This is a genomic window from Chryseobacterium sp. S90, assembly GCF_047444895.1.
GTDB lineage: Bacteria > Bacteroidota > Bacteroidia > Flavobacteriales > Weeksellaceae > Chryseobacterium.
The window spans coordinates 368,029-391,270 of record NZ_JBLGCX010000002.1 but is presented as its reverse complement, the minus strand read 5'-3'; the positions used below and the strand labels follow the sequence as shown (position 1 = coordinate 391,270).

18 protein-coding genes are annotated in these 23,242 nt (G+C 36.2%); 9 read left to right on the top strand and 9 right to left on the bottom strand.

Features of this window, described 5'->3' with window-relative positions:
- Nucleotides 1-162 precede the first annotated feature (162 nt).
- Genes ACLMCG_RS09520 through ACLMCG_RS09510 form a run of 3 tightly spaced genes read left to right on the top strand, consistent with a single transcriptional unit; the run spans nt 163 to nt 2,538 of the window.
- A complete protein-coding gene (locus ACLMCG_RS09520; RefSeq protein ID WP_413960504.1) occupies nt 163-1,077 on the top strand; it encodes an alpha/beta hydrolase in 915 nt (304 codons plus the stop codon).
- Nucleotides 1,078-1,115: 38 nt separating this feature from the next.
- Nucleotides 1,116-1,472 carry a hypothetical protein gene (locus ACLMCG_RS09515; protein WP_223599354.1) on the top strand — a complete coding sequence of 119 codons (357 nt, stop codon included), beginning with the start codon at nt 1,116-1,118 and terminating at the stop codon, nt 1,470-1,472.
- A gap of 52 nt (nt 1,473-1,524) precedes the next feature.
- Nucleotides 1,525-2,538: a TQO small subunit DoxD gene (locus ACLMCG_RS09510; protein WP_413960505.1), complete on the top strand. Its 1,014-nt coding sequence runs from the start codon at nt 1,525-1,527 to the stop codon at nt 2,536-2,538.
- A 135-nt stretch (nt 2,539-2,673) separates the two neighbouring features.
- Here the strand turns inward: ACLMCG_RS09510 and ACLMCG_RS09505 are convergent, their stop codons facing one another.
- The 6 genes from ACLMCG_RS09505 to ACLMCG_RS09480 all read right to left on the bottom strand — a co-directional run bounded on the left by ACLMCG_RS09505 (nt 2,674) and on the right by ACLMCG_RS09480 (nt 9,793).
- The gene (locus ACLMCG_RS09505) at nt 2,674-3,270 is read right to left on the bottom strand and encodes a hypothetical protein (RefSeq protein WP_413960506.1); all 597 of its coding nucleotides are present in this window, start codon (nt 3,268-3,270) and stop codon (nt 2,674-2,676) included.
- A 402-nt stretch (nt 3,271-3,672) separates the two neighbouring features.
- On the bottom strand, nt 3,673-5,250 hold the full coding sequence (locus tag ACLMCG_RS09500; protein WP_223599351.1) for a DHA2 family efflux MFS transporter permease subunit: 1,578 nt from the start codon (nt 5,248-5,250) through the stop codon (nt 3,673-3,675).
- 93 nt (nt 5,251-5,343) lie between these two features.
- Complete coding sequence (locus tag ACLMCG_RS09495) at nt 5,344-6,447, bottom strand: HlyD family secretion protein (RefSeq protein WP_142718658.1); 1,104 nt, start codon at nt 6,445-6,447, stop codon at nt 5,344-5,346.
- Nucleotides 6,448-6,463: 16 nt separating this feature from the next.
- The gene (locus ACLMCG_RS09490) at nt 6,464-7,777 is read right to left on the bottom strand and encodes a TolC family protein (RefSeq protein ID WP_149833078.1); all 1,314 of its coding nucleotides are present in this window, start codon (nt 7,775-7,777) and stop codon (nt 6,464-6,466) included.
- A complete protein-coding gene (locus ACLMCG_RS09485; RefSeq protein ID WP_413960507.1) occupies nt 7,761-8,399 on the bottom strand; it encodes a TetR/AcrR family transcriptional regulator in 639 nt (212 codons plus the stop codon). Before ACLMCG_RS09485 ends, ACLMCG_RS09490 begins: the two co-directional genes overlap by 17 nt.
- 275 nt (nt 8,400-8,674) lie before the next feature.
- Nucleotides 8,675-9,793 (bottom strand): ATP-binding protein, encoded by a 1,119-nt coding sequence (locus tag ACLMCG_RS09480; protein WP_413960508.1) that lies wholly within the window; start codon nt 9,791-9,793, stop codon nt 8,675-8,677.
- A 250-nt stretch (nt 9,794-10,043) separates the two neighbouring features.
- Between ACLMCG_RS09480 and mdlD the strand changes: the two genes are divergently transcribed.
- The 4 genes from mdlD to ACLMCG_RS09460 all read left to right on the top strand — a co-directional run bounded on the left by mdlD (nt 10,044) and on the right by ACLMCG_RS09460 (nt 14,513).
- Complete coding sequence (gene mdlD / locus ACLMCG_RS09475; protein ID WP_413960509.1) at nt 10,044-11,363, top strand: NAD(P)-dependent benzaldehyde dehydrogenase MdlD; 1,320 nt, start codon at nt 10,044-10,046, stop codon at nt 11,361-11,363.
- A 195-nt stretch (nt 11,364-11,558) separates the two neighbouring features.
- A complete protein-coding gene (locus tag ACLMCG_RS09470; RefSeq protein ID WP_223599345.1) occupies nt 11,559-12,866 on the top strand; it encodes a hypothetical protein in 1,308 nt (435 codons plus the stop codon).
- Nucleotide 12,867: 1 nt separating this feature from the next.
- Nucleotides 12,868-13,458, top strand: coding sequence for an LPS export ABC transporter periplasmic protein LptC (gene lptC, locus ACLMCG_RS09465; RefSeq protein WP_047421210.1), 591 nt, complete (start codon nt 12,868-12,870; stop codon nt 13,456-13,458).
- 11 nt (nt 13,459-13,469) lie between these two features.
- Entirely contained in the window at nt 13,470-14,513 is a 1,044-nt protein-coding gene (locus ACLMCG_RS09460; protein WP_413960510.1) for an anhydro-N-acetylmuramic acid kinase, read from the top strand.
- A 38-nt stretch (nt 14,514-14,551) separates the two neighbouring features.
- On the opposite strand, the gene ACLMCG_RS09455 is transcribed toward ACLMCG_RS09460, so the two are convergent.
- Nucleotides 14,552-14,941 carry a hypothetical protein gene (locus tag ACLMCG_RS09455; protein ID WP_047378450.1) on the bottom strand — a complete coding sequence of 130 codons (390 nt, stop codon included), beginning with the start codon at nt 14,939-14,941 and terminating at the stop codon, nt 14,552-14,554.
- A gap of 503 nt (nt 14,942-15,444) precedes the next feature.
- On the opposite strand from ACLMCG_RS09455, the gene ACLMCG_RS09450 reads away from it, so the two are divergent.
- A complete protein-coding gene (locus ACLMCG_RS09450; protein ID WP_413960511.1) occupies nt 15,445-16,062 on the top strand; it encodes an NUDIX hydrolase in 618 nt (205 codons plus the stop codon).
- A 75-nt stretch (nt 16,063-16,137) separates the two neighbouring features.
- Here the strand turns inward: ACLMCG_RS09450 and ACLMCG_RS09445 are convergent, their stop codons facing one another.
- Nucleotides 16,138-17,409, bottom strand: a complete 1,272-nt coding sequence (locus ACLMCG_RS09445) for a UDP-N-acetylmuramoyl-tripeptide--D-alanyl-D-alanine ligase (RefSeq protein ID WP_413960512.1) — start codon at nt 17,407-17,409, stop codon at nt 16,138-16,140.
- Between the two features lie 151 nt (nt 17,410-17,560).
- The gene (gene gldJ / locus ACLMCG_RS09440) at nt 17,561-19,162 is read right to left on the bottom strand and encodes a gliding motility lipoprotein GldJ (protein WP_413960513.1); all 1,602 of its coding nucleotides are present in this window, start codon (nt 19,160-19,162) and stop codon (nt 17,561-17,563) included.
- A gap of 164 nt (nt 19,163-19,326) precedes the next feature.
- Here gldJ and porU point away from each other — a divergent pair, with 164 nt between their 5' ends.
- Nucleotides 19,327-23,229: a type IX secretion system sortase PorU gene (porU, locus tag ACLMCG_RS09435; RefSeq protein ID WP_413960514.1), complete on the top strand. Its 3,903-nt coding sequence runs from the start codon at nt 19,327-19,329 to the stop codon at nt 23,227-23,229.
- Nucleotides 23,230-23,242 lie beyond the last annotated feature (13 nt).

Sequence of the window (23,242 nt, the reverse complement as noted above, 5' to 3'; positions counted from 1 at the left end):
TTTCTGTTTTTATATAAAACTTCCGATTTGTAAAGATAAAACAGGATTATGACAACTGTCCGTCAGCAGTAATTTTTAATTTTTAAATTTAATCATAATTCCATTCGTTTTATCTTCTGCTCAGAGAATATTCAGTAGTTTTGAGGGCTCAAAATAACCATTATGAAATCACTGTTCACCATTATCTTTATTATAAGTTCCATTGTTTTAAATGCACAGAATCTATATTCTAAAGCCTATGGAAATCCAAAAAATGTTCCCGTTATTTTTATTCATGGAGGTCCGAGCGGAAATGCTACTTTATTTGAAGGAACTACAGCCCAAAAACTGGCTGATCAAGGATTTTATGTAATCGTTTATGACAGACGCGGTGAAGGTCGTTCAAAAGATGAAAATGCTGACATGACTTTTAAAGAAAGTTTTGAAGATTTAAAAGAAATTTATACCACTTATCATATAAGTAAAGCCAATATTCTTGCCCATAGTTTTGGTGGAATTATCGGAACTTTATTCACATCACAATTTCCTGAAAAAGTAAATTCGCTGACTCTTGCCGGAGCTTTATTTACGCAGCAGGAAACCTATGATCATATCCTAAAACAGGCAAAAGAACATTTCAAAAATGATTCTTCCCAACTCAAAGAAATTTCAGAAATAGAAAATCTGGATAAAAATTCTGCAGCCTATCGAAAAAGATGTTATGAAATGGCCGGTAAGCTCAATTTCTTCGACATGCCTAATCCTACTCCCAAAAGTGAAATGCTGAGAAACGAATACAAAGCAGGTGAATTTTATAAAAACAACATCAGAAATTCTGATTCTCCTCTTAAATTTTATAAAAATGAACCCCTGAACAATTTGGATAATACTTCCGTTTTAAAAGACATACGAAAAAAAGGAATCCCCATCTTTGCAGTATATGGTAAGAACGACGGGATATTTTCAGAAAAACAGCTGAATGATCTTAAAAATATCGTCGGGAAGAAAAATTTCAGGCTTATCGACAATTGTTCACATTATTTATTTGTAGACCAGCAGGACGATTTTCTACAATTTAGTAAGCTCACATTGAAATAAAGTGTAGTTTTGTAACCATGCCCAACTCAGGACTCCATATGAAAACCTATAAAGCTATCATTACGATGCTTGTTTTGGTGTTTTCATTATCGCCGTGTTCTGTAAAAAGAAATGTTCTTGATATTTTTGACATTCAGTACATCAGCGGGCTGAATAAGGTAAAGATAACCTCCTCTCTTTCTTCCAGCTGTGATATGGCATCCGCTTCTACAGGAGTTTCGGTATCAAAAGCTAAAATTCAAGGACAATACAAAGATTCTTTTTTCAATTTTTATTCCACTGCAGACAACTCTGTTGAAGAAAAGATTGCTTTCAATGAATATTCAGGGCATTCTACGGGAAACAGCCCACCGAAATATATTCTGTTTAAAAGACTGAAACTTAATCTGGTTTAAACTTTTTGAACCCAATTAAAAATCAGTTTTTTACAATACAATATTAATTTCAATGAAACATACCTTAAACAGCCAGTCTTCGGACCTGGCCGGATTATATACTTTATCCCTCCGAATGGTCATCGGATGGACCTATTTTTCAGCCTTCTGGCGCAGACTTATCCTCGAAAATAAACTTATACCCGACGAACAGGGATATATCGGTGAAAAATTCAATCACTTTTTACCTAATGCACTCGGCATAAAACCTATTATTGAATATCTTGTTACTCATCCTGATGCCTTACAGCAATCCATGATGATTTTCACTATTATTGAAGCTATTGTGGGATTATTCATTATTCTCGGATTATTTACCCGTTTACTGAGTATGGGCATCTTCAGTCTTGCTCTCGGGATTCTATTGGGTTCCGGCTGGCTGGGAACAACCTGCCTTGATGAATGGCAGATAGGAGTTTTAGGAGTCGCTGGCGGATTTGTCCTGTTTCTTACAGGAAGTGGTCCTTACTCACTGGATTATTATTTCATAAAGAATAACAAAAACTTCACTCAGAAAAGATGGTTTCAGTGGCTGGGATCAGGGAACTTTCCTGTCTCACAACCAAAAGTTATTGTATTGACAGGATCGCTTATCATATTTGGTTTGACTCTTTTTACCAATCAGTATTTCCATGGAGGTGTATGGGGAACCTTGCATAATAAATCGGTAAAACCTAAACTGGAAATTTCTAATATTTCCCATAATAATTCGGATTTAAAATTTGAAGTGTACAGAACGGAAGGGGCCGATGTCTATGGTTCTTTCCTGATAGGCATCCATATTCTGGACAAAAACGGAAATATTTTAAAAGAACTTGACCATAAAGAACTTTCCGGATTGTCTAAAGAAAATATCCAGAATCATTATGTTACCAAAGTAAAACCGGGAAAGCACAGCTTGATTATTCCTCTGGGAGCAAAGGCAGATGTAACTTTGAATATTAATGATATTCCTCAGAAAAGTAAAATTCATGCATTGAAACTGATTGATGTGAGTGGGATTGAATGGATGGAGAATATTAAATAGAGTAAAATTTAAGGTCCGGGATTCGGGGTGCGGGTTTTATGTTTTGGCTGAAGCCGATCCTTGATTTATAATAGAGAAAGCGGACTAAAGTCCGCTTCTATTGATATTTGAAATTATTATTTTCAATATTCAGCTCTATTTTTCTGAGACAACAATATGATAGCTGCATGTGCTGTCCGGATCAAGTTTCAGCACTTTTATATCCAATAAAACATCCAGTCCCATGGTATCGCAAACTCCTTGTAAGAAAGGTTTTATGACCGGCCATTTTAGCAGGCCCGCGATCTGCAGGCTATGCGTAATTTTATGGTAACGGTCTACTCCTTTGATCAGCAGTTCACATTTGTAGTCATTTAATTCTTTAAATTCAAAATTATATTCGGGACTGGATGTAAAAATTGCTCCTATCAGTATTTTGGCGACAGCCGGAATACCGGGCTGCAGGTTAGGTTTTGTTTCAAGATTTTTCAATGTCATTCTGGATCCGAGATCATACATGAAAGTACTGGAAATCTGTTCAATAGCTTCGGCTCCGTAAAGTCGGCCAATCTGCTTGAGCATTCCGCCGTAAAAGGATCCTGTAATATCAGACAGGCGCTGGGTAAGTTCTGTAAAGGTTCCGGGAAAAAAGTCTGAGATAATCTGAGCCTGATTCATTTCAGGAAGAAAGATATCATGCTTTCTGAAATCTGATAATGCCAAATAGGTCTCCGGCAGTTGTATTTGATTCATATTTAATATTTTGTAGGTATATTGAGATCATGGTTTAGTTAATTAGTGAAACGAAAGACCGTATTCATACGCTTTCGGAAATAAGAACATTGTCTTTATTGAATATAAAAACAAAGTAAAAAGACAGTACTCGATCAGTTGATATTAAAAACCGATATTCAGATAAAAATCCGGCGCATTATTAGGGAAATATCTTTTTGAAAAGGGTTTGAGGGATCAGGGAATCTATTCATATTTTTTCATTTGTTGGTGTAAAGCTAGAAAAAATAATTAAACTCTCCAATAAGTGATATTATTTTTTGTTTAACAGAATTAAAACTGAAAGCCATTGGCTGATATTATTTTACGTAAGAAATGAACAAAAAAAAACCTTCGAAAATATCGAAGGTTTTTAATTAAAATTTAGTGCATGGCTTCACTCAAATCTATTTTTTCTTTGCTTTTTCTTTCTTTTACGAGTAAGATAAACGGAATACATATCAGGAATATGATTCCGAGATAAAGAAATACATCCATATAAGAGAGTACTGTTGCCTGTTTGGTTACAGATAGGTCAAGCATTTTATAAGCGGCATTCATTGCTGCATCAGGTGTCATTCCTTTGGCAATAAAATTTGCTTTAAGGGCTGCCAGTCTTTGCTGGACATCAAAACTGTTTTCGTCAAGGTGAGAAATCAGATTATTCCTGTATTTCTGACCTGCATTAGCAATGAAAGTTGTAATTGCTGCAATCCCGAAAGATCCACCAAGCTGTCTCATCATTCCGGTAAAGGCTGCTCCCTGACCAATCTCCTGCCCTTTCAGTGTACTTAAGGACAAAGAGGTGATTGGAATAAACAGTAGTCCCAAACCTGCTCCTCTTACAATCAGCATCCAAAAAAATGCATCTTTACTGGTATCCGGTGTCAGAATTTTATATCCCCAGAAACTATAGACAAAGAAGATGAACAATCCTAAAGAAACCAGGATCTGCTGTTTTGCTCCTTTTGCCAAAAGTCTACCAATAATAGGCATCATAAAGGCTGTTGTTAAAGCTGCTGGAATCATCAAAGCTCCCGACTGAAGAGCCGTCCATCCTAAAATACTCTGAGTATATAAAGGAACGATGAACGTAGATCCATAAAGCCCAAATCCAAGTACGAATGACATCATTGTTCCGATCCTTAGATTGCTATTTTTAAGCACCCTGAGCTCAACAATCGGATATTTAAAGGTAAGTTCCCTCCAAAGGAATAATATAAATCCTAAAACGGCAGCTACTGTAAACGCTACAATCATTCCACTGGCAAACCAGTCTTCTTCATGACCTCTCTCAAGAATGAACTGTAATGAACCTACTGTTACTGCCAATAGCCCAATTCCAATCCAGTCAACATCCGAAACTTTACGTTTCTCAGCATATTTCGGACTTCTTACAAACTGCAGTGTCATTAAGGTTGCTGCAATTCCAATCGGAATATTAATATAGAAAATATATGGCCAGCTGAAGTTATCAACGATATACCCCCCAAGAGGTGGACCTAATGTAGGGCCGATGATTACTCCCAGACCATAAATAGCCTGAGCCATACTTCTTTTTTCAATCGGATAAGATTCCGTAATGATCGTTTGTGAAGTTACCAATAAGGCTCCCCCACCGATTCCCTGCATCAATCTGAAGAACACAAGTTCCCAGATATTGGTCGCATTTCCACATAAAAATGAAAATATGGTAAATATAATGATGGATGCCGCAAAGTAATTTCTACGCCCAAACTGCTGGGAAAGCCAGCTCGTCATTGGTACGATGATTACGTTACCAATGGCATAAGCTGTAATTACCCATCCCACTTCAGAAAGTGTAGATCCAAGATTCCCCTTCATTTCATTCAAGGCAACATTGACAATCGTGGAGTCTACAATTTCAAGAAGGGCACAAAGGATAGCCGTAATCGTAATGATTACTCTACGCGCTCCATATTCTACTAATGAATCTTGCATAATTTTTATTCGAATATTTGTATTAATGTAAAATGTAGATGTATTAATGATTTTCAATTCATCATGAATACATTTTACGTAAGTACATGAATACTATTTCAAAGCAACTTCTGCTTTCACGTTCATTCCTGTTCTTAATCTTTTTGCAATATTCTTATCCAGATTTACAAAATCGATTTTTACAGGAAGTCTCTGAACTACTTTTACGAAGTTACCACTCGCATTATCCGGAGGAAGAATAGAGAATGTAGCTCCTGTAGCCGGAGAGAATGAGCTTACCACTCCTTCAAATTCCTGATCAGGGAAAGCGTCAATTTCAATTTTCACTTTCTGTCCTTCCACCATTTTATCTACCTGTGTTTCCTTAAAGTTAGCCACTACCCATTTCTGGTCGTTTTTAACCAAAGCAAACAACTGCGCTCCCGCCTGCAGATACTGACCTGCCTGTGTAGGTACTTTTCCAACGTATCCGTCTTCTGGTGCAAGGATTACCGTATATGATAAATTCAGTTTTGCATTTTCTACATCTACTTCTCTTTGCTTAGCCACAGATCCTGCCACACTGATTTGTTGTGAGCTTGCTGCGGTCTGAGAAGAAGCGATGTGAGTTTGCTGAGCAATTTGATTTCTCTGATCAACTAAAACCTGTAATTGTCTGTCCGCAGATTGTTTTGCGGCTAAAGCCTGCTCATATTGCTGTTCTGTAATAGAGTGGTCTTTTACAAGATTAGCATATCTCTTCAAATCCTGAGAAGTTTTCCAAACATTTACTTTTGCTGCTTCTATCTGAGCATTAGCTGTTACTACTGCTGCTTCTGAAGAACCGATATTTTTTGAAGTAGCTGTTGTGGTAGCTTCTGCATTTGAAATATTACTTTTAGCGGTAGATAATGCTGCCTGAGCCTGGTCAAGAGCCATTTTCTGATCTCTGTTATCCAAAATCACCAACGTATCTCCTTTCTTTACAAACTGGTTGTCTTTCACTTTTACCTGAGCTACATAACCTGAGATTTTAGAAATTACCGGTGCCATATTGGAAGAGATCTGAGCATCGTCAGTTTCTTCATGATACTGTCCGTACGTAAAGGCTCTGTAACCATAGATTCCTCCCCCGATTACTACTGCTGCTAAAATGATAGGAAAAACTAAACTTTTTTTCTTTTTAGGTTCAGCTGCCTGTGTATTATTATTTTCCATTTTGGTTTCGATCTGATTATTTAATTGTTAAAGTTCCTGTTGTCTGTAATAGTTTTCTATATGCCAAGGCAGCATCTGCTTTAGCATTGATTACTCCAACGTTAGCTGCAATCTGCGCTGCGTCTGCATCCAATAATTCTGTCATTGTTGCAAGACCGTTGTCGTATTTATTTTTTGTAATTCTGTAATTTTCATTAGCCTGCTCAGCTGATTTTTCAAAAACAGCAATTCTCTTTTTTGAATAGTCTGTATTCTGATACTCTCTGTTGACGTCAAGCTTAATGTTGTCATTCAGTAATTCATCCGTAGCTGCCAACTGCTTTTCTCTCGCTTGTGACTGTCTTAATGAAGAATTTTCTTTCCACAGGTTCGATAGGTTATAAGAAACCCCAATTCCTACATTGATGGCATTGTATACGGTAAGAAACTTAGGAATATCCGCGGCTACATAACCTCCGGTAAATGCGATAGAAGGAAGATTTTCAGCTTTTGCAGCTTTTGATCCCAACTCTGCCGCTTTTCTCTGTTGTGCTAAAGCCTGTAAATCTTTACGGTTTTCTCTGGCTTCAGTAACATAAAAGTCAACCGGTTTCACATCTGAACCTTCTTCAATATAGTTTTCATCCACTTCTAACTCAGTAGTTTCAGGAATTCCCAGTAACAAATCCATATTGATGTTGGCAATATTGTAATTGTTCTTAGCTTCCAATAGCTGGAGTTCAATATTTGAAGTCTGAAGATTGGCCTTTAATCTGTCGTTTCTTGCGATTAAACCATTGTTTTCCATTTTAAGAAATGTTTCATCTCTTTTTTGAGAAGCGGCAAGGTTTTCTTCAAAAACTTTGATAGACTGATTGGCTTTAAATAAGTTGTTATAAGCCTGGGCAACATTATAAGCAATAGCAATTTTGTCGTTCTCAGTGCTTAATTTTGAAGCTTCCACCAGATATTTAGCTGACTGAATCCCATATTTGATTCTTCCTCCGCTATAGATTGGAACGCTAAGATTTGCTGAGCCGTAAGCTACCTGATGTACTTCTGGACCTCCTGCTCCTGAAACACCCGGAAGTTTGATGTCTACATTCGGTTTTATCGGAAGGTACATATAGCTGCCAGATACTTTCAATTCCGGCAACTGTCTGTTTTTAGCTTCCAAAAGATCAGCTGTAGCCTCTTCGATCTTGGCTGCATCGATCTTGAGATTCTTGCTGTTCTGGATTCCCAACTGTACAGCTTCGTCAAGAGAAAGTGTTTTTTTCTCCTGAGCATTTGCATTTGCTATTCCTACGAATAGTGATAATGCAATCACTGAGTTATTTATTCTCTTCATAACCTAAAAGGTCTTTTAGTAAGTATTTAATATGTTTATTAAGTTCAGTATAGTATTTTTCATCAAAGACTTCTTCATCTTCTGTTTCATTCAGGAACTCTTTATACATTTCTTTTGCATTGAATGCATAAAATAAAGTTCCGCTTACAGTGGAATGAAGGAGATAAATAGGTGGATTTTTGGTGAAAATTCCATTTTTAAGACCGCTTTCCAATATTTGTGAATACATAGAAAGGAATCCCATTTTAGTTTGCTTTAAAAATTCTACAATCTGAGGGTTCTTGGTATACACCTGCTCTCTCTGCATAATCCTGTAAAAGCATTTTTGAGTACGGATCTTGTTAGAAAACTGATCAATTACTTTTTCAATTTTCTGCCACTCGTTGATATCGGTTCGTCCCAAAAGATCTTTTGAAAAGAACTGACCTTCATTCATTCTGTATTCTACTAATTTCTCATAAAGTTTTTCCTTAGAGCCAAAATAATACGAGATCATAGAAATATTAACATTAGCATCCTTTGCAATTTCGCGGGTGGAAGTCCCTTCGAAACCCTTTTCTGCAAAAAGCTTCTCGGCTGCGAATAATATATTTTCTTCTTTTGAAATCATGTTCGTGTTCATTTTTCAGGGCGCAAATGTACACAAGTTTTAACACAAATCAAACGATTGATTGATTTTTTAATATAGATTTAATTTATTGTAAAGAAAAGACAGTTTCTATAATCCAATGCAAGACCCATAAGAAAGCCTTTCTCTGCAATAAAAAACTTCAGTAATTACCCGTTTTATTTAAAGTTCCGATAATATTCCTGAAATAATTCCTTTTTATTGTCTTAGAAATTTTGAGCTTTAAAAAGAATGAAACAAAAACTCCGGCAACAATACCGGAGTTTTATTTATGTGCTTTTGTGAATATATCTCGATAATTTTATACCCAGATCGGTCCAGACAATTTTAGGATTTCCGTTTCTGGTAAGATGCAGATCGGCTGTATTGATTTCTTCTAAAATAGGTTCAATATTGGCTCCACTGATGAATTTTGAAAATCCTCCCCAGTTGAACCCGTTTGCATCTATCTTTTTATATACCAGATTTTCGGATTGATAGTTCTGAAGCAGTGCCAGTCTGAAGATCTCAGAACAATAGTTCAGGAAATTTTTCTGTTTTTCCCTGTTCCATCCAGCAATTTCTCTTGCCCAAAGAATGATACTCCTCAAATACTCAGGTTTCTTTTTTACCATAAAGGCATCTCTCACCCATTGTACAAAGAGTTTTTCAAATTCATTGGTTTTATCTCCGGAATTGAGGAGTTTTACTGCATCATTAAGGTCTCCCTGCGCTTCATGAACAATCTCTTTCACTTTTTCATCTGAAACAGAAAAGTTCTTTTTGAGATAGTTTTCAATATCTTCATCATGTAGTCTAGGAATTTCTACAATCTGTGTTCTGGAAAGAATGGTAGGAAGGATATCATTGGTGCTTTCTGCCGTAAGAAGGATAATTGTTTTTGCCGGCGGCTCTTCTAAAAATTTCAAAAATTTGTTTGAAGCCGCGATATTCATTTTATCTGCTCTCCATACAATAAGGATTTTGGTTCCTCCTTCAAAACTTTTCAAAGAAAACTTCTGGTTTTGGTCATCAATTTCATCTGCAGAAATAAACAGCTGCTTATTTTCCGACTCTAAGAACGCAGTCCAGTCATCGTAGCTTGCATATGGAGAAGCCATGATCATTTCTCTGAATTCATCAAATTTATTCTTACTTAAAGAATTTCTATTGTCCGTAAAAACAGGAAAGCTGAAATGCAGATCCAGGTGATTGAGGTGTTCTACCTTTGCTGCTGCATGCTCATTTTCACGATTTAGGATTTCTTTTGCATACGCCAAAACCATGGGAAGTGTTCCGTATCCCTCTTTTCCTACAAAAAGTTGGGCATGGCTCACTCTGTTTTCAGCAATGCTTTCTCTAAGAAGTTTTTTCAGATTTGTCTGTCCGGCGATGTTCTCCCAATTCATGTTTCAAAGATAAAAAATCTTATTTCAATTTATAAAATTAAGTCTGCTTAAAATGCATAAAACTATAGAGTATAAATTTCAAAAGAATAACACTCCTATTCTATTATAGGAAACATCAATAATAAGATTAGAATAAAACTTAAAATTAAATTTTACACAATTTAATTTTAAGCAATAAATTTGCATGATAAAATTTTTCGTAAATTCATTACGATTTCACACTTTTTCAAATAGTAAAAATCATACACCAATGGATACAAACCTGGAACAAAAAATCAAAGGAATATTTCAACAGCAGAAAGCCTTTTTCAAAACCAATCAGACAAAAGATATTGAATTCAGAAAAGCACAATTAAGAAAGTTTCGTGAAGTTTTCTTACAAAATACGGATGATCTTTGCGAAGCCTTATCTATTGATCTGGGGAAAAGCAGAAAGGAAGCTGAGTATGTGGAAATTCAAATTGTTATTAGTGAGCTGGATTATTTTCTGGAAAATATTGATGAGTGGGCAAAGCCTACTCCTGTCCCTTCAAAACCACATCCATCAGGTGCTGAAGTGGTAAGCAAAGTAATGTATGAACCTTATGGTGTTACCTATATTATTGGTCCTTTTAACTATCCTGTTCAGCTTACATTCAGTCCGCTTATCGGAGCTTTGATTGCCGGAAATACAGCGATTCTGAAACCTTCTGAAAACACGCCGCATGTGGCCCAGGTTCTTGAAAATATTGTAAAAGAATCTTTCGATGAATCTTATGTGGCAGTTATTCAGGGAGCGATTGAAGAAAATACCCTGTTGTTAAGCCTTCCTTTTGATTATATTTTCTTTACCGGAAGTCCGAACGTTGGAAAAATTGTGATGAAAGCAGCCGCGGAACAATTAATTCCTCTTGCACTGGAACTTGGAGGAAAATCACCAACAATTGTTCATCAAGATGCGGATCTTGATAAGGCAGTAGCAAGAATATCTTACGGGAAGTGGATCAATTGTGGGCAAACGTGCGTTGCTCCGGACTATATTTATATCCACGAATCTGTAAAGGATGCCTTTATTGAAAAGTTTAAAGCTCATTTAAATACTACTTATGAAGGTCAGTCATTAGGAAAAATCGGGAAAATTGTAAGCCAGAATCAGATCAAACATCTGGCAGGTTATCTGGAAGCAGCTCCTGAAAAAGTAATCTATGGAGGAAGCTATGATCTGGAAACCCGTCATTTTGAAGCTACTTTAATGGATAATGTCACCTGGAACGATCAGGTAATGCAGCAGGAAATCTTCGGCCCTATACTTCCTATAATGACCTATAATGATATTAATGAGGCCCTGGAAGAAATAAACAACCGCCCGAAACCGTTGGCACTCTATGTTTTCACAGAAAACCAGGAATTTGCAGATAACGTTTTACATCATACCACAAGCGGAGATGCTGAAATCAACAGTACGATCATCCATGTAGGTTCACATTACTTACCTTTTGGAGGTGTGGGAACTTCAGGAATGGGAAAATACCATGGGAAATTCAGTTTTGAAAGCTTTAGCCACAGCCGATCTGTACTTCAGGTAAAATAAACAATAGCGATAATATATCATATAAACTAAGGCTGTTCTATATTGGACAGCCTTTTTTATATAACAGAATTGATATTTTAACGGATGAAAATTTGCATTTTTCTTTGAAAGAAAGGCCCTTAACAAACTTTAACCACATATAATTTTTACAATTCATTAATATTTAAGATATTTGCGCATTGTTAAAAATAAAGAATGAAAAAAATCTTTGTAGTATCATTCATATCAGTTGGATATTTTCTGAATGCACAGAGTCTAAGCAACTCACCTTATGCAACCTATGGAATTGGAGATGTGAAATATGATAATACGATCGAGACTACTTCTATGGGAGGTATATCAACTGCTTTTATAAGTGATTTCACGAGTAGTTTCAATTTTGCCAACCCGGCAAACAACGCCAATTTCGAACTTACGAGTATCAGACTGGAGGCTACCAATGAAAACAATTATTTCAAATCGAACTATAACGATATGAAATCTACAAAGCATTCTACGTATCTTTCTAATATATCTCTTGCATTTCCACTATCTCCAAAAGTGAAAATGGGGATCTCTTATCAGCCATACAGTTCTAAGAGTTACGATATCGTAAATGAACAATTTGCTGCAGACGGAACTCCAATGTATAAAAATAACTTTAAAGGTAGCGGAACATTGAATGCCGCACAGGTTGCTGTTTCCTATAAAATTAATCAGGAACTTTCTGTGGGAGCAAGAGCTAACCTTTATTTTGGAGACCTTAATGACCTTAATGAATTCCGTGCGTACAACCCTGCTACAGGTAGTTATGCTGGTGAATATGTTAATGGTTATCAGACTAAAAACAGAGTCAGAAACTTTAACTTTACCCTTGGTACAAGCTACCAGACTTTAAATACCCGTACTGATAAGAAGTTCACAGTAGGAGCAACTGCTACTTTTGGGAATACCAGTAATATGACTACTGAGTATGTCAACAGTACTTACAGATATTCTGATGCTCAGGAAACCAATAAGGTTTATGAGACCATTATAGAACAGAAGGAAACAAAATCTAAAAACCTTCTTCCATTACAGGCATCCGTAGGGGTTGGATATGGAAGTGAAAACCATTGGTTCCTATCAGGACAGGTGGATTATAAAAAAGGAGAAGACATCTCTTATTTCGGTAAAACCTTTGACTTCCAGGACACGTACAGAGTTTCTGCGGGTGGATGGTACTTACCTAACTATAACAACTTCAGAAGCTACTTCTCAAGAGTAATCTACAGATATGGAGCTTTCTACGAAAGAGGAAACCTTAAACTGGAAGGAACAAGTATCAACAAATTCGGTATTTCTGCCGGGGTAATGCTTCCATTCAAAACAAGTAGTATCACAAGAATGAGTGGTCTTGAAATAGGACTGGAAGTAGGTAAAAGAGGAACTCTTAAAAATAACCTGATCAATCAGAACTTCGTCAACCTGAAAATCGGCTTTAATTTTGCTGACAAATGGTTCAGAAAGACTCTTTATAACTAGAATGAATTTTTCAAAAAAAATATCATATAAAAATATAGCATGCCTTTTTAGTTGTGCTATATTTTTTATATTGACATCCTGTGAAGAGGACCTTACCAAAAGAAATGGCAGCCAAAGCAAAAATTTCCCTTCACAGATCATCAACAACGCCAATATTATACAGCGTGACTCCGGCTTTGTCACTTTAAAAGCCAAAGCACCCATCATCGAAAAGTATGAGCTGATCGACAGCCCTTATGTAGTAGCCCGAAAAGGAATTGATATTGAGTTTTTTGATAAAAAGAAACCTAAGGTTCCGGGAAGGATTACAGCTAAATACGCCCGCATTTTTGAGTACAAAAAATTCTATGAAGCCAAAGGTGACGTAAGGATAAAAACCAATGAAGGTCAGAGATTTGCCATGCAGAGTATTTACTGGGATCAAAGAAAAAACAGAATCTATACCAAAGATACTGTATATGTTACCATGGAAGACGGTTCTACGCTGGTAGGAGCCAATGGAATGACCGCAAAGGATGACTTTTCTGAATATACTTTCTATAACAACTCAGGAGATTTCAGTTCAAAGAGAATTTCTGAGAATAAAAAATAATCCGAAAAATAATGAAAGCTCTGGCTATTGGACTGATGTCCGGGACAAGTCTGGACGGTTTGGACATCTGTCTTGCTGAATTTGAAAAACAGGACAAGTGGACTTTTCAGATCCTGAAAGCCGAGACAATTTCCTATTCTGAGGATTGGGAAAACAAACTTAGAAACTCTATTCATCTTTCTGCTGAAGATTTACTGGAACTGAATTCAGAATATGGTTTTTACCTTGGCCGGCAGGTGAAAGAATTTATTCATAAACATCAGCTTGAAAACATCAGTCTGATTGCCTCTCATGGCCACACGATTTTCCATCAACCTAAGCGAAAATTTACCCTTCAGATTGGAGACGGCAGAGCGATCAAGCTGGAAACCGGATTACCCGTTATCTATGATTTCAGAAGTCAGGATGTGCTGATGAATGGAAACGGAGCCCCACTGGTTCCAATAGGTGATGAATTACTTTTTTCAGAGTACAGCGCCTGTTTAAACCTTGGTGGATTTTCCAATATTTCTTTACATTCAGGCGGAAAAAGAATCGCTTTTGATATTGCTCCGGTTAATATTGTATTGAATTATTTAGCACAACAAATCAACAAAAGTTTTGATGAAAACGGAGAGCTTGCTCAAAAAGGAGAAATAAATGAAGCTTTACTGAAGGATCTTAATGCTTTAGATTTTTATCAGCATTCACACCCAAAATCTTTGGGAATCGAATGGTGTCATGAGCATATATTTCCGATTCTTAAAAATATTGAAATCTTAGATGCCCTTGCCACTTTTACGGAACATAGCGCACAACAGATCGCCAATGTTATCAATACAAATAATATACAACATATCCTTATTACCGGAGGAGGAGCTTACAACTCATTTTTAATCGAAAAAATAAGATCAAAAACACAAACTGAAGTAATTATCCCTAAAAAGGAAATCATCGATTATAAGGAAGCCCTGATCTTTGCTTTTATGGGAGTCTTAAAAATAAATAATGAAGTAAATATACTTTCTTCCGCTACAGGAAGTTCCCACGACCATTGCTCGGGAGTCATAGTATAAAAATATCAAAAAAAACCTTCATTTTGAAGGTTTTTTTATTATTTATAAGCTTCGATTTTATCGGTAAGCGTATTGATAAAGTTCTGTAATGGCTTTTCTACCATCATTTTGATGAACGGGTTGAATTTCCCTTCAAATAACATCTGAACTTCAGTCTGGTTATCATTAATCGGGTTTAAAGTTGCTGTTAAGGTAAAGTCAAGACTTGAACTTGCAGATCTTAAAACAGCTTTTTGGTCATCCACTTCATCTATTTTTAACGCGATTTCCGGCATTCCCTGTAGTCCAAATTTAAATCCGTTATCTCTTGTTTCAAATTTTTGAAGACCGTCCGGCATAAAATCTTTATAATTTTCAGGTGATTTCAGCAACTCGGTAAGTTCTTTAGATGATTTATTAACAATAATCTTTCGTCCTTCTAAATTCATTTTTTATTTTTTATAATTAAATTCTTAACTCTTACAAATGTATAAAGTTTTTGTGCATAAATACTTCAAACTATTACTCAATATTTTATTTACTACATAATTTTCTAATCATACAATATCTGGACTCATAAAATCTGGAGTAATTTGCTTTCATAAATCTGATGAAACCTGTATCCATACGTTTGCTACTCTAGCAAAATTAAAAAAAATCTACAAAGGCACACCACTAAAACATACTTTTAAAATATAATCTCAAGCCTGGAAACTCCTTCATTAAATTTTTTTCAAATATTTTCTGACCTTCATATTTCAAATGAATAAAGAGTATATTTTTCCTTCTGACTTAGACGTAAACAGATAAATATGCCCACATTTAATCGTTAGTTTTTACGACAATTTTATATATTTGTGAGTGATTGTAATAAAAAATAGTAAAAAACTCTGAGTTTTAATGTTAAAAAAAATAACTATTTGATTTTCAGTCGTAATTAATTTCCCATAAAATGTATAAAGTTTTTGTCAACGAAAAAAAGCTATTAGTGTCTCAATATCCTGAAAATCTTGAAAAAGAGCTCAGGTATGAAAGTTTCACAACCTTAGAAATAGCATTAGATCTTCTGGAGAATACTTCTGTGCAGGAACTTAATGTGTATGGAGAGAATCTGGATGAAATATGGCAGGAATTCAAAAAGCTTTTCAGAATTATAGAAGCAGCAGGAGGCCTGGTAAATAATCCTGAAGGTAAAATTCTCTTTATTAAAAGACTGGGCAAATGGGATCTTCCGAAGGGTAAGATGGAAAAAGGAGAATCCAGAGAAGAGTCTGCAGTACGGGAAATAGAAGAAGAAACCGGATTGAGTGATGTTGAACTTTTAAAGTTCATCAATACCACTTACCATATCTATATAGAAAGAAACGGAGAGAAAATCCTTAAATGCACCCATTGGTTTGAAATGAACTTTGATGGTGAAGATACTTCCAAACCACAAATAGAAGAAGGCATTACCGAGGTAGCCTGGAAAACGACATCAGAAATTGAGCAAGAAGTTTTTCCAAGTACCTTTAAAAATATTATCCTGATAGTACAGGAATTCTGGGATATGAAGAAGCTGGAAGCTTAAAGGCTAAAAGCTGGAAGAAGGAGGCTGGAAGGTATTATTCAATAACTTTTCAACCTCCTTTTTCTTTTTGTATTATTATATAAAGTCGATTACTTTTTCCAGAGCAATTCCCCTGGAACCTTTTAACAATATATTTTCAGACGGAATTTTATTCTGTTTTAAATATTCTATTAAGACGGTTGTGTTTTCAAAAGCAAGATCTGAAGAATTAACCTCTTTAAAATGTTTTCCTACTGTAATAATTTCATTAAAATTAAGATCCTGAGCCAGTTTTAAGATGTTCTGATGTTCTTTCTCACTCTCATCACCCAATTCCAGCATATCTCCGATAATAATGGTTTTACTTCCTTCAAAACTGATGAAATTATTCAAAGAAGCCGTCATAGAGCTTGGGTTGGCATTATAGGTATCCAGCACTAAAGTCCTGCCCTCTTTTTTCACAACCTGTGATCTCATATTGGTAGGTGTATACAATTCCAGAGCATGTTTTATTTTTTCAAAACTGATTCCGAAATGAAGTCCCAGACTTGCTGCTGCACAAAGATTGGTAAAATTATATTCCCCTGTCAGCTTTGAAACGGCTTTTACTCCCTGATAAGTCAATCCTACAAAATGTTCTGCGGAAAAAGATTCAAAATTATAATCTGATGTTTCTTTTCCAAAAGTAATTTTAGATGAATAATTTTCAGTTTTATCGGCTTGGATAGAATCATTTTCGTTAACAAGAACAGTTCTGTTATTATTTTTAAGATAATCATAAAGCTCAGATTTTCCTTTAATTACTCCTTCAAATCCACCGAATCCTTCTAAATGAGCTTTCCCAAAATTGGTGATATATCCGAAATCAGGTTGAGCGATGGTACACAGGAACTCAATTTCTTTCTGATGGTTGGCTCCCATTTCAATAACAGCCATTTCATGTTCCGGTTTAATAGAAAGGATTGTCAAAGGAACTCCGATGTGATTATTCAGGTTTCCAAATGTATACTGTACGTTATATTTTTCTGAAAGGACAGCATGAATCAATTCTTTGGTAGTCGTCTTCCCGTTACTTCCTGTAAGCCCGATAAAAGGAATGCTCAGCTTGCTTCTGTGATAAATAGACAGCTGCTGTAAAAACTCAAGGGTAGACGGAACATAGAAAATATTTTTATCTCTGTTTTCAAATTCCGGAAGTTCAACAATTACAGCCAACGCTCCATCATCTATGGCTTTTTCTGCTAATGTAGCGGCATTGAAATTTTCACCGGAAAAGGCAAAGAAAATATCATTCTCTGCTATTTTTCTGCTATCAATAGTCACTTTTGATGCTTGCAGAAATAAAGGATAAAACTGTTCTATATTCATGTGGAAATATATATTTTTTTTAGAGGTCATATGCAATCGCCAAATCTCTATGAGTATTTCAGACTTTTTAACCGAAGCGATTTCATGGTTCAAAAATAAAAAAACCTTCCGAAAATCCGGAAGGTTTTTTATAAGTATTTTTTGATAAATATTATCTTCTAGTTCTACCCTTATCGTTAGTTCTTGAATCCTGTGCAACACGGAATCCTACCCAACCATAAGCTCTGTTTTGATTTTTATATCTTCTTTGTCCCGGATCCAGCCAATATGCTGTATCCTGCCAAGAACCTCCTTTCACAACTCTAACCTCGTTAGAAATTCCTGAAGTTCTGTCTTTGGTATCTTTTTGTAACTTAACTCTACCAGCACCATCTACAACAAAGCTTTGTTTAGGTGAATTGTACATATCGAAACCTGCGGCAGAATCAGAAGCTCTGTAATATTCTAAAGAAGATTGTCTGTCACCATCTCTGTAGTTTCTGTAATCAGCGATAGTTTGTCTTTCGAATTGTCCAGGAAGTCCTTTATAAACTAATCTTCCGTCAGCCAAAGTATCATATTTGATAGTACCTTCGTCGATCATTTTATAAGTTCCGTCACCGTTTCTTACGATAGCCTGAGGCATGTTTCCTCTATAGTAGTTGAAATCACTGTAGTCCTCATCGATGATTGGTCTGTAAACATCCGCAGTCCATTCTGAAACGTTCCCGAACATACCATATACACCAAGGTCATTAGACGGATACTTTCTTACGTCAGAAGTCTGTGCAGAACCATCGTTCTTCCATCCTGAAATCCCTGAGTAGTCACCTTTACCCATTTTGAAGTTTTCAAGGAACATTCCTCTGTCTCTTCCTTTGGTACCTCTTAATCTTTCGATTTCAGGTTTTTTACCTAAGTATTGGTTATACTCTCTGGTTTTCGCCATACCAAGAGCTGCATATTCCCATTCAACTTCGGTAGGAAGTCTGAACTTCTGTACCATTGCAGAATTTGGAGCTCTGTTAGCTGCAAGCAATCTCTGGTTTGTAGTTTTCATACCAGTTTTTTGCTGCATTCTTTTTTCATTGATATATCCCTGCATTTCCGGATCATTCGATTTGAATTTATCCATGTTAAAAGCAGTCCCTCCCTGGTTGTTGGATTCGTTGATATACAAATCTTTGGCAATGATACCAGACTGCATCAAAGCTTTTTCATTCGCTCTGTCTGTCAGCCACTCACAGTATCTGTTTGCCTGAGTCCATGAAACACCTACTACCGGATAGTAATCAAATTCCGGAGAACGCAGATAGGTTTCATTATAATCGTTTCTTGCTAATTTGTTGTCCCATAATAAGGTATCCGGTAAAGCACCGTTATAGATTTCCTTAAAACTAGGATCACTTGGTGGGAATACATACTTCAACCATGTAAGGTATTCGCGGTATTCGTAGTTAGTAATTTCTGTTTCTCCGATAAAGAATGAACTTACCTGCATTCTGCGAGGTGTGTTATTCCAATCGTGCATAACATCATCTTTCACTAATCCCATTGTAAAAGTTCCACCTTCTACATATACCATTCCAGGCCACCCCTTCTGCTTTTGTTGCTTTCCTGCAAAAAACCAACCTTGTTTTTCGTTTGGTTTCCAACCTGTTTTACTGACAAATTTTTTGGTACCGCCACCTTTGCTGGTTCCTGATCCGCCACAGCTGGTTAATGCAAGTGTAGAACTTAATGCTATTAATGAAAACAACTTTAGTTTTTTCATAGTCGATATAAATATTTTCAAAGTACAAAGAAAAAATAAATTATTCAATAAATCAAGTAAACATTTGATTTTTTTGAAAAACGTTAACAATTTAATTTTATTGTATCGCAATTTAATTCTAAAATTTTCATTTATTTTGTAATTTAGCAATTTCAATAGTAAACATGAAACGAAAAATTACGCTTTTATCTTTAATCGCTTTTGCATCAACACTTTACGCCCAAAGAAACACCATAGAATGGAATGGTTCAAAAATTCAGGATTTTGGCGATACAAAATTAAATCTTCCTAATTTTAAAAATGAGGGTTTTTCTTTCAGCCAAAATAATGTTTTTATAGTAACCAAGCAAAAAATCGGAGAAAAGCAGCTTAAAATTTCAGATCTTGTCTGGGAAAGCGTTCCTGCTCAGGATTTATTTGAACTGGACAAAGGAAGACTTCCTGATTATGATGTAGCAGATGTTTCCTATTATAATTTGGAGGGAGACAGCTATGCCAGCATCAGTGTTGCCTTGTTTAAAAATGTAAAAGGCCGTGTTCAGAGATTATCTTCGTTTAATGTTTCAGAAGCCTCTTCATTTGTAAATACTACAGGGACTGTTAATAAAATAGGAACAACTGCCAATCCATTATCAAGCGGCAACTTCTATAAAATAAAAGTTGACAAATCCGGCGTATTCAAAATTACATCACAGTTTTTAAAAGACAACGGAATCAATCCCGGCTCTGTAAATCCTAAAAATTTCAGAATTTATGGAAACGGAGGGGTAATGCTTCCTGAATATAACCAGGATGCAAGATACGGCGCTTTACAGGAGAATGCCATTCAGGTAGTAGGTGAAGATGACGGGGTGTGGAACGATAATGATTATGCTCTTTTCTACGCTCAGGGTCCTGATGGATATAATCTTTATGACACTTCCAATGGAAATGGTTTTAAAAGAAAAGATACCCGATTCAGCGAAAGAAGTAATAATGTCAAAAATATATATGAAGATTACTCTTATTACTATATCAATTTTGACAAAGGTTCCGGAAAAAGAGTTCCGACTGTTGACGGAAACCTTCCTGCCCAGCTGATAACCAGATATGACAGTTACCAGGTGATCAACAAGGATCAGAAAAACCTGTTGAAAGTAGGTAGAACATGGGTGGAGGACACTCCTTTCAGCAATGAAAAAACAGTAACACTTTCTACCAACTCACCTATACAGGCAGGTGATGTTATACGATACAGAACTCAGGTGGTAGCGTATAATTCGCAGCAGAATACAATTGATTTTAAAATCAATAATTTAAATCCGCATCCCCTGCAAACGATCCCTACGGATACTTCATCGTATCAGTATACCTTCTACCCTGTGACCTATACCGGAACGCTTACCAATCTTACCGGAAACCAGATTACAATGGTTTATAATCCTGATATTTCTAAAAACCCCAACGGAACTTTCTATTTTGACTATGTAGAAGTTCAGTACAAAGAAAATCTTGCCTTCAATGGGTCACAGATGAACTTCAGGGATTATTCCATTGTAAGCGGAAGCAATACAGATTACGGGTTCAGTATTACCAATGCTGCTAATATAGAGCAGGTATGGGACGTAACAGATATTACCAATGCCAACAGAAGAGTGAATAAAGCCGGAGGCGGCGCTTTCAACTTTGCTTATACGGCAGCTGATCAGAATTTCAATAATGAATTTGTGGCTTTCCGTGCTGATGCGGCTTTCAGTCCACAGTTTGTAGGAAGAATTTCCAATCAGAATCTTTCTGCTTTACAAAATATAGATTACCTGATTCTGACGGTTCCTGAAATGATGGGCCAGGCACAAAGACTTGCCAACTATCATCAGACCGCTCATAATTATAAGGTGGAAATTGTAGATGTCAACAAAATCTATGAAGAATACGGCAGCGGAAGTAAAGATCTTACGGCTATAAGAGATTTCGTTAGCAAACTCAATACTCCTCTTGGCAGACTTCAATATGTATTTATTCTGGGTGATGCTTCATTTGATTATAAAAACAGAGTTCCCAATAATTCAAATGTTGTTTCCAGCTATCAGAGTGAGCAGTCTTCAGATTACGTATCCTCATTTGTAACGGATGATTATATTGTAATGACCAAACCGCAGAACACATTATTAATTGAAAATAATTTACCGGATCTGCCTGTGGGAAGAATCCCGGCTGCAAACGCGAGTGAAGCAGGAGATATGATCAATAAAACGCTGGCTTATTATAACTCTCTTCAAGGACAGTCGACTCCTTTCGGAGACTGGCGTATGAGACTTGATTTCGTTGTGGATGATAATAACGAAGGAGGAAGTCCTTTCCACAATGTAATGGACAACAGTCTGGCTACAATATTTGAACAGCCCGGCCAGCTTGAATTGAAAGAATATAACGTTAAAAAATTATATATGGATGCCTTCAACGCTCAGAGTACATCTGGAGGACGAAGATATCCGCAGGTAAATCAGGCTATTTCCAATGCGATCGGAAATAGTTTATATCTGTTTTATTTCGGACATGGAGGAATCAATGGCTGGGCACAGGAAAGAGTATTAACCTCTACTGAGGTGCAGAATGCCAACAATTTCTCTAATGTATACAGCAGATTCCCTTTTGTTTCTACCATCACTTGTGAATTTACGTTATGGGATGAGCCTTCAACAAATTCTGTAGGAGAACAGTTTATCAAAATGAAGCAGGGAGGTGCATCGACAATGATTACTTCCAGCCGTGCTATTGGTGTAGATTATGGACGTGATTTTACGAATACATTCACTCAGAATATATTTAAACTAACCAATGATGATTTCAATACATTAGGAAATGCTCACTTACTTGCTAAAAAGCAAAAGGGGCCAAACAATAACCACCTAAAGGTAAACTTCCTTGGTGATCCTGCTATGAAATTAAGCAGACCGCAAAGACTCCTTACCATTGATAATATTGAAACTCCTGTTCCGGGACTGATCAGAGGATTGGATTTCGTGAAAATAAAAGGACACATCAATAATCCAAACGGAACATTGAACAATACCTTCAACGGGAGAGTCAGCATCAATATTTTTGATAAGAGATTAAATAAGAAAACGCTAAATAACACCGGTATTTTATCCCCTGTTTTAGATTATACAGAGGAAGGAAGTGCTATTGTAAAAGCTGCCGGAACTGCTGTAAACGGAGTATTCACTGCAGAATTCTATGTTCCTAAAGACATTAATTATGCGGTGGGCCAGGGAAGAATTTTAGCCTATGCAGACAATAAGTCAACGGATGTTTTTAACAACCAGGCAGTACAGGTAGGTGATATCAACCCTAATGGAATCAATGATAACCAGCCTCCAAAAGTAAAACTGTACATGAATAACACCAACTTTGCGGATGGTGGAATTACCAACCAAAATCCAATGCTTCTTGCCTGTCTTACGGATGACACAGGAATCAACTCCACAGGATCAGGGGTAGGTCATGATATTACAACATACCTGGACGGACAGATTATCAATACAGTTGTTTTAAATGATTTTTATAGTGCGGGAGAAGGAAACGGATGTTTAAATCCAAGTCTTGCTGACTACCAAAAAGGAAATGTAAGCTACCCTTTCAGAAATTTAGCAATTGGACAACATCAATTGACATTTAAAGTTTGGGATATAAACAATAATTCTACATCTGCTACGTTAAATTTTGAAGTTAAAGATGAATCTGACCAACACCTGACGATCAACCGTCCGCTGAACTGGCCAAATCCGTTTACAAACAAAACCTATATTCAGTTTGAGCACAATTGTGATGATATCCTGGATGTGAACGTACAAATTTATACAATAACCGGAAGATTGGTAAGAACTTTATCACAACCGGTAGTCGCAGAACCGTTCCTACAGGGCTTTAGAACCCCTCGTCAGGCAATAGAATGGGACGGAAGAGATGATTTTGGGTCAACAGTAGCAAAAGGTACGTATATTTTTAAGATATTTGCAAAAAGTCAAAATCAAGAAAAATGCAAAGGAAGTGCTACAGCTGTAGAAAAAATGGTACTTTTGAAATAATTAAATAATACAT

What these genes read in the sequence shown, in the direction of transcription:
- ACLMCG_RS09520 (WP_413960504.1), top strand. Translation starts at nt 163, where the DNA reads ATGAAATCACTGTTCACCATTATCTTTATTATAAGTTCCATTGTTTTA.
- ACLMCG_RS09515 (WP_223599354.1), top strand. Translation starts at nt 1,116, where the DNA reads ATGAAAACCTATAAAGCTATCATTACGATGCTTGTTTTGGTGTTTTCA.
- ACLMCG_RS09510 (WP_413960505.1), top strand. Translation starts at nt 1,525, where the DNA reads ATGAAACATACCTTAAACAGCCAGTCTTCGGACCTGGCCGGATTATAT.
- ACLMCG_RS09505 (WP_413960506.1), bottom strand. Translation starts at nt 3,270, where the DNA reads ATGAATCAAATACAACTGCCGGAGACCTATTTGGCATTATCAGATTTC.
- ACLMCG_RS09500 (WP_223599351.1), bottom strand. Translation starts at nt 5,250, where the DNA reads ATGCAAGATTCATTAGTAGAATATGGAGCGCGTAGAGTAATCATTACG.
- ACLMCG_RS09495 (WP_142718658.1), bottom strand. Translation starts at nt 6,447, where the DNA reads ATGGAAAATAATAATACACAGGCAGCTGAACCTAAAAAGAAAAAAAGT.
- ACLMCG_RS09490 (WP_149833078.1), bottom strand. Translation starts at nt 7,777, where the DNA reads ATGAAGAGAATAAATAACTCAGTGATTGCATTATCACTATTCGTAGGA.
- ACLMCG_RS09485 (WP_413960507.1), bottom strand. Translation starts at nt 8,399, where the DNA reads ATGAACACGAACATGATTTCAAAAGAAGAAAATATATTATTCGCAGCC.
- ACLMCG_RS09480 (WP_413960508.1), bottom strand. Translation starts at nt 9,793, where the DNA reads ATGAATTGGGAGAACATCGCCGGACAGACAAATCTGAAAAAACTTCTT.
- mdlD (WP_413960509.1), top strand. Translation starts at nt 10,044, where the DNA reads ATGGATACAAACCTGGAACAAAAAATCAAAGGAATATTTCAACAGCAG.
- ACLMCG_RS09470 (WP_223599345.1), top strand. Translation starts at nt 11,559, where the DNA reads ATGAAAAAAATCTTTGTAGTATCATTCATATCAGTTGGATATTTTCTG.
- lptC (WP_047421210.1), top strand. Translation starts at nt 12,868, where the DNA reads ATGAATTTTTCAAAAAAAATATCATATAAAAATATAGCATGCCTTTTT.
- ACLMCG_RS09460 (WP_413960510.1), top strand. Translation starts at nt 13,470, where the DNA reads ATGAAAGCTCTGGCTATTGGACTGATGTCCGGGACAAGTCTGGACGGT.
- ACLMCG_RS09455 (WP_047378450.1), bottom strand. Translation starts at nt 14,941, where the DNA reads ATGAATTTAGAAGGACGAAAGATTATTGTTAATAAATCATCTAAAGAA.
- ACLMCG_RS09450 (WP_413960511.1), top strand. Translation starts at nt 15,445, where the DNA reads ATGTATAAAGTTTTTGTCAACGAAAAAAAGCTATTAGTGTCTCAATAT.
- ACLMCG_RS09445 (WP_413960512.1), bottom strand. Translation starts at nt 17,409, where the DNA reads ATGAATATAGAACAGTTTTATCCTTTATTTCTGCAAGCATCAAAAGTG.
- gldJ (WP_413960513.1), bottom strand. Translation starts at nt 19,162, where the DNA reads ATGAAAAAACTAAAGTTGTTTTCATTAATAGCATTAAGTTCTACACTT.
- porU (WP_413960514.1), top strand. Translation starts at nt 19,327, where the DNA reads ATGAAACGAAAAATTACGCTTTTATCTTTAATCGCTTTTGCATCAACA.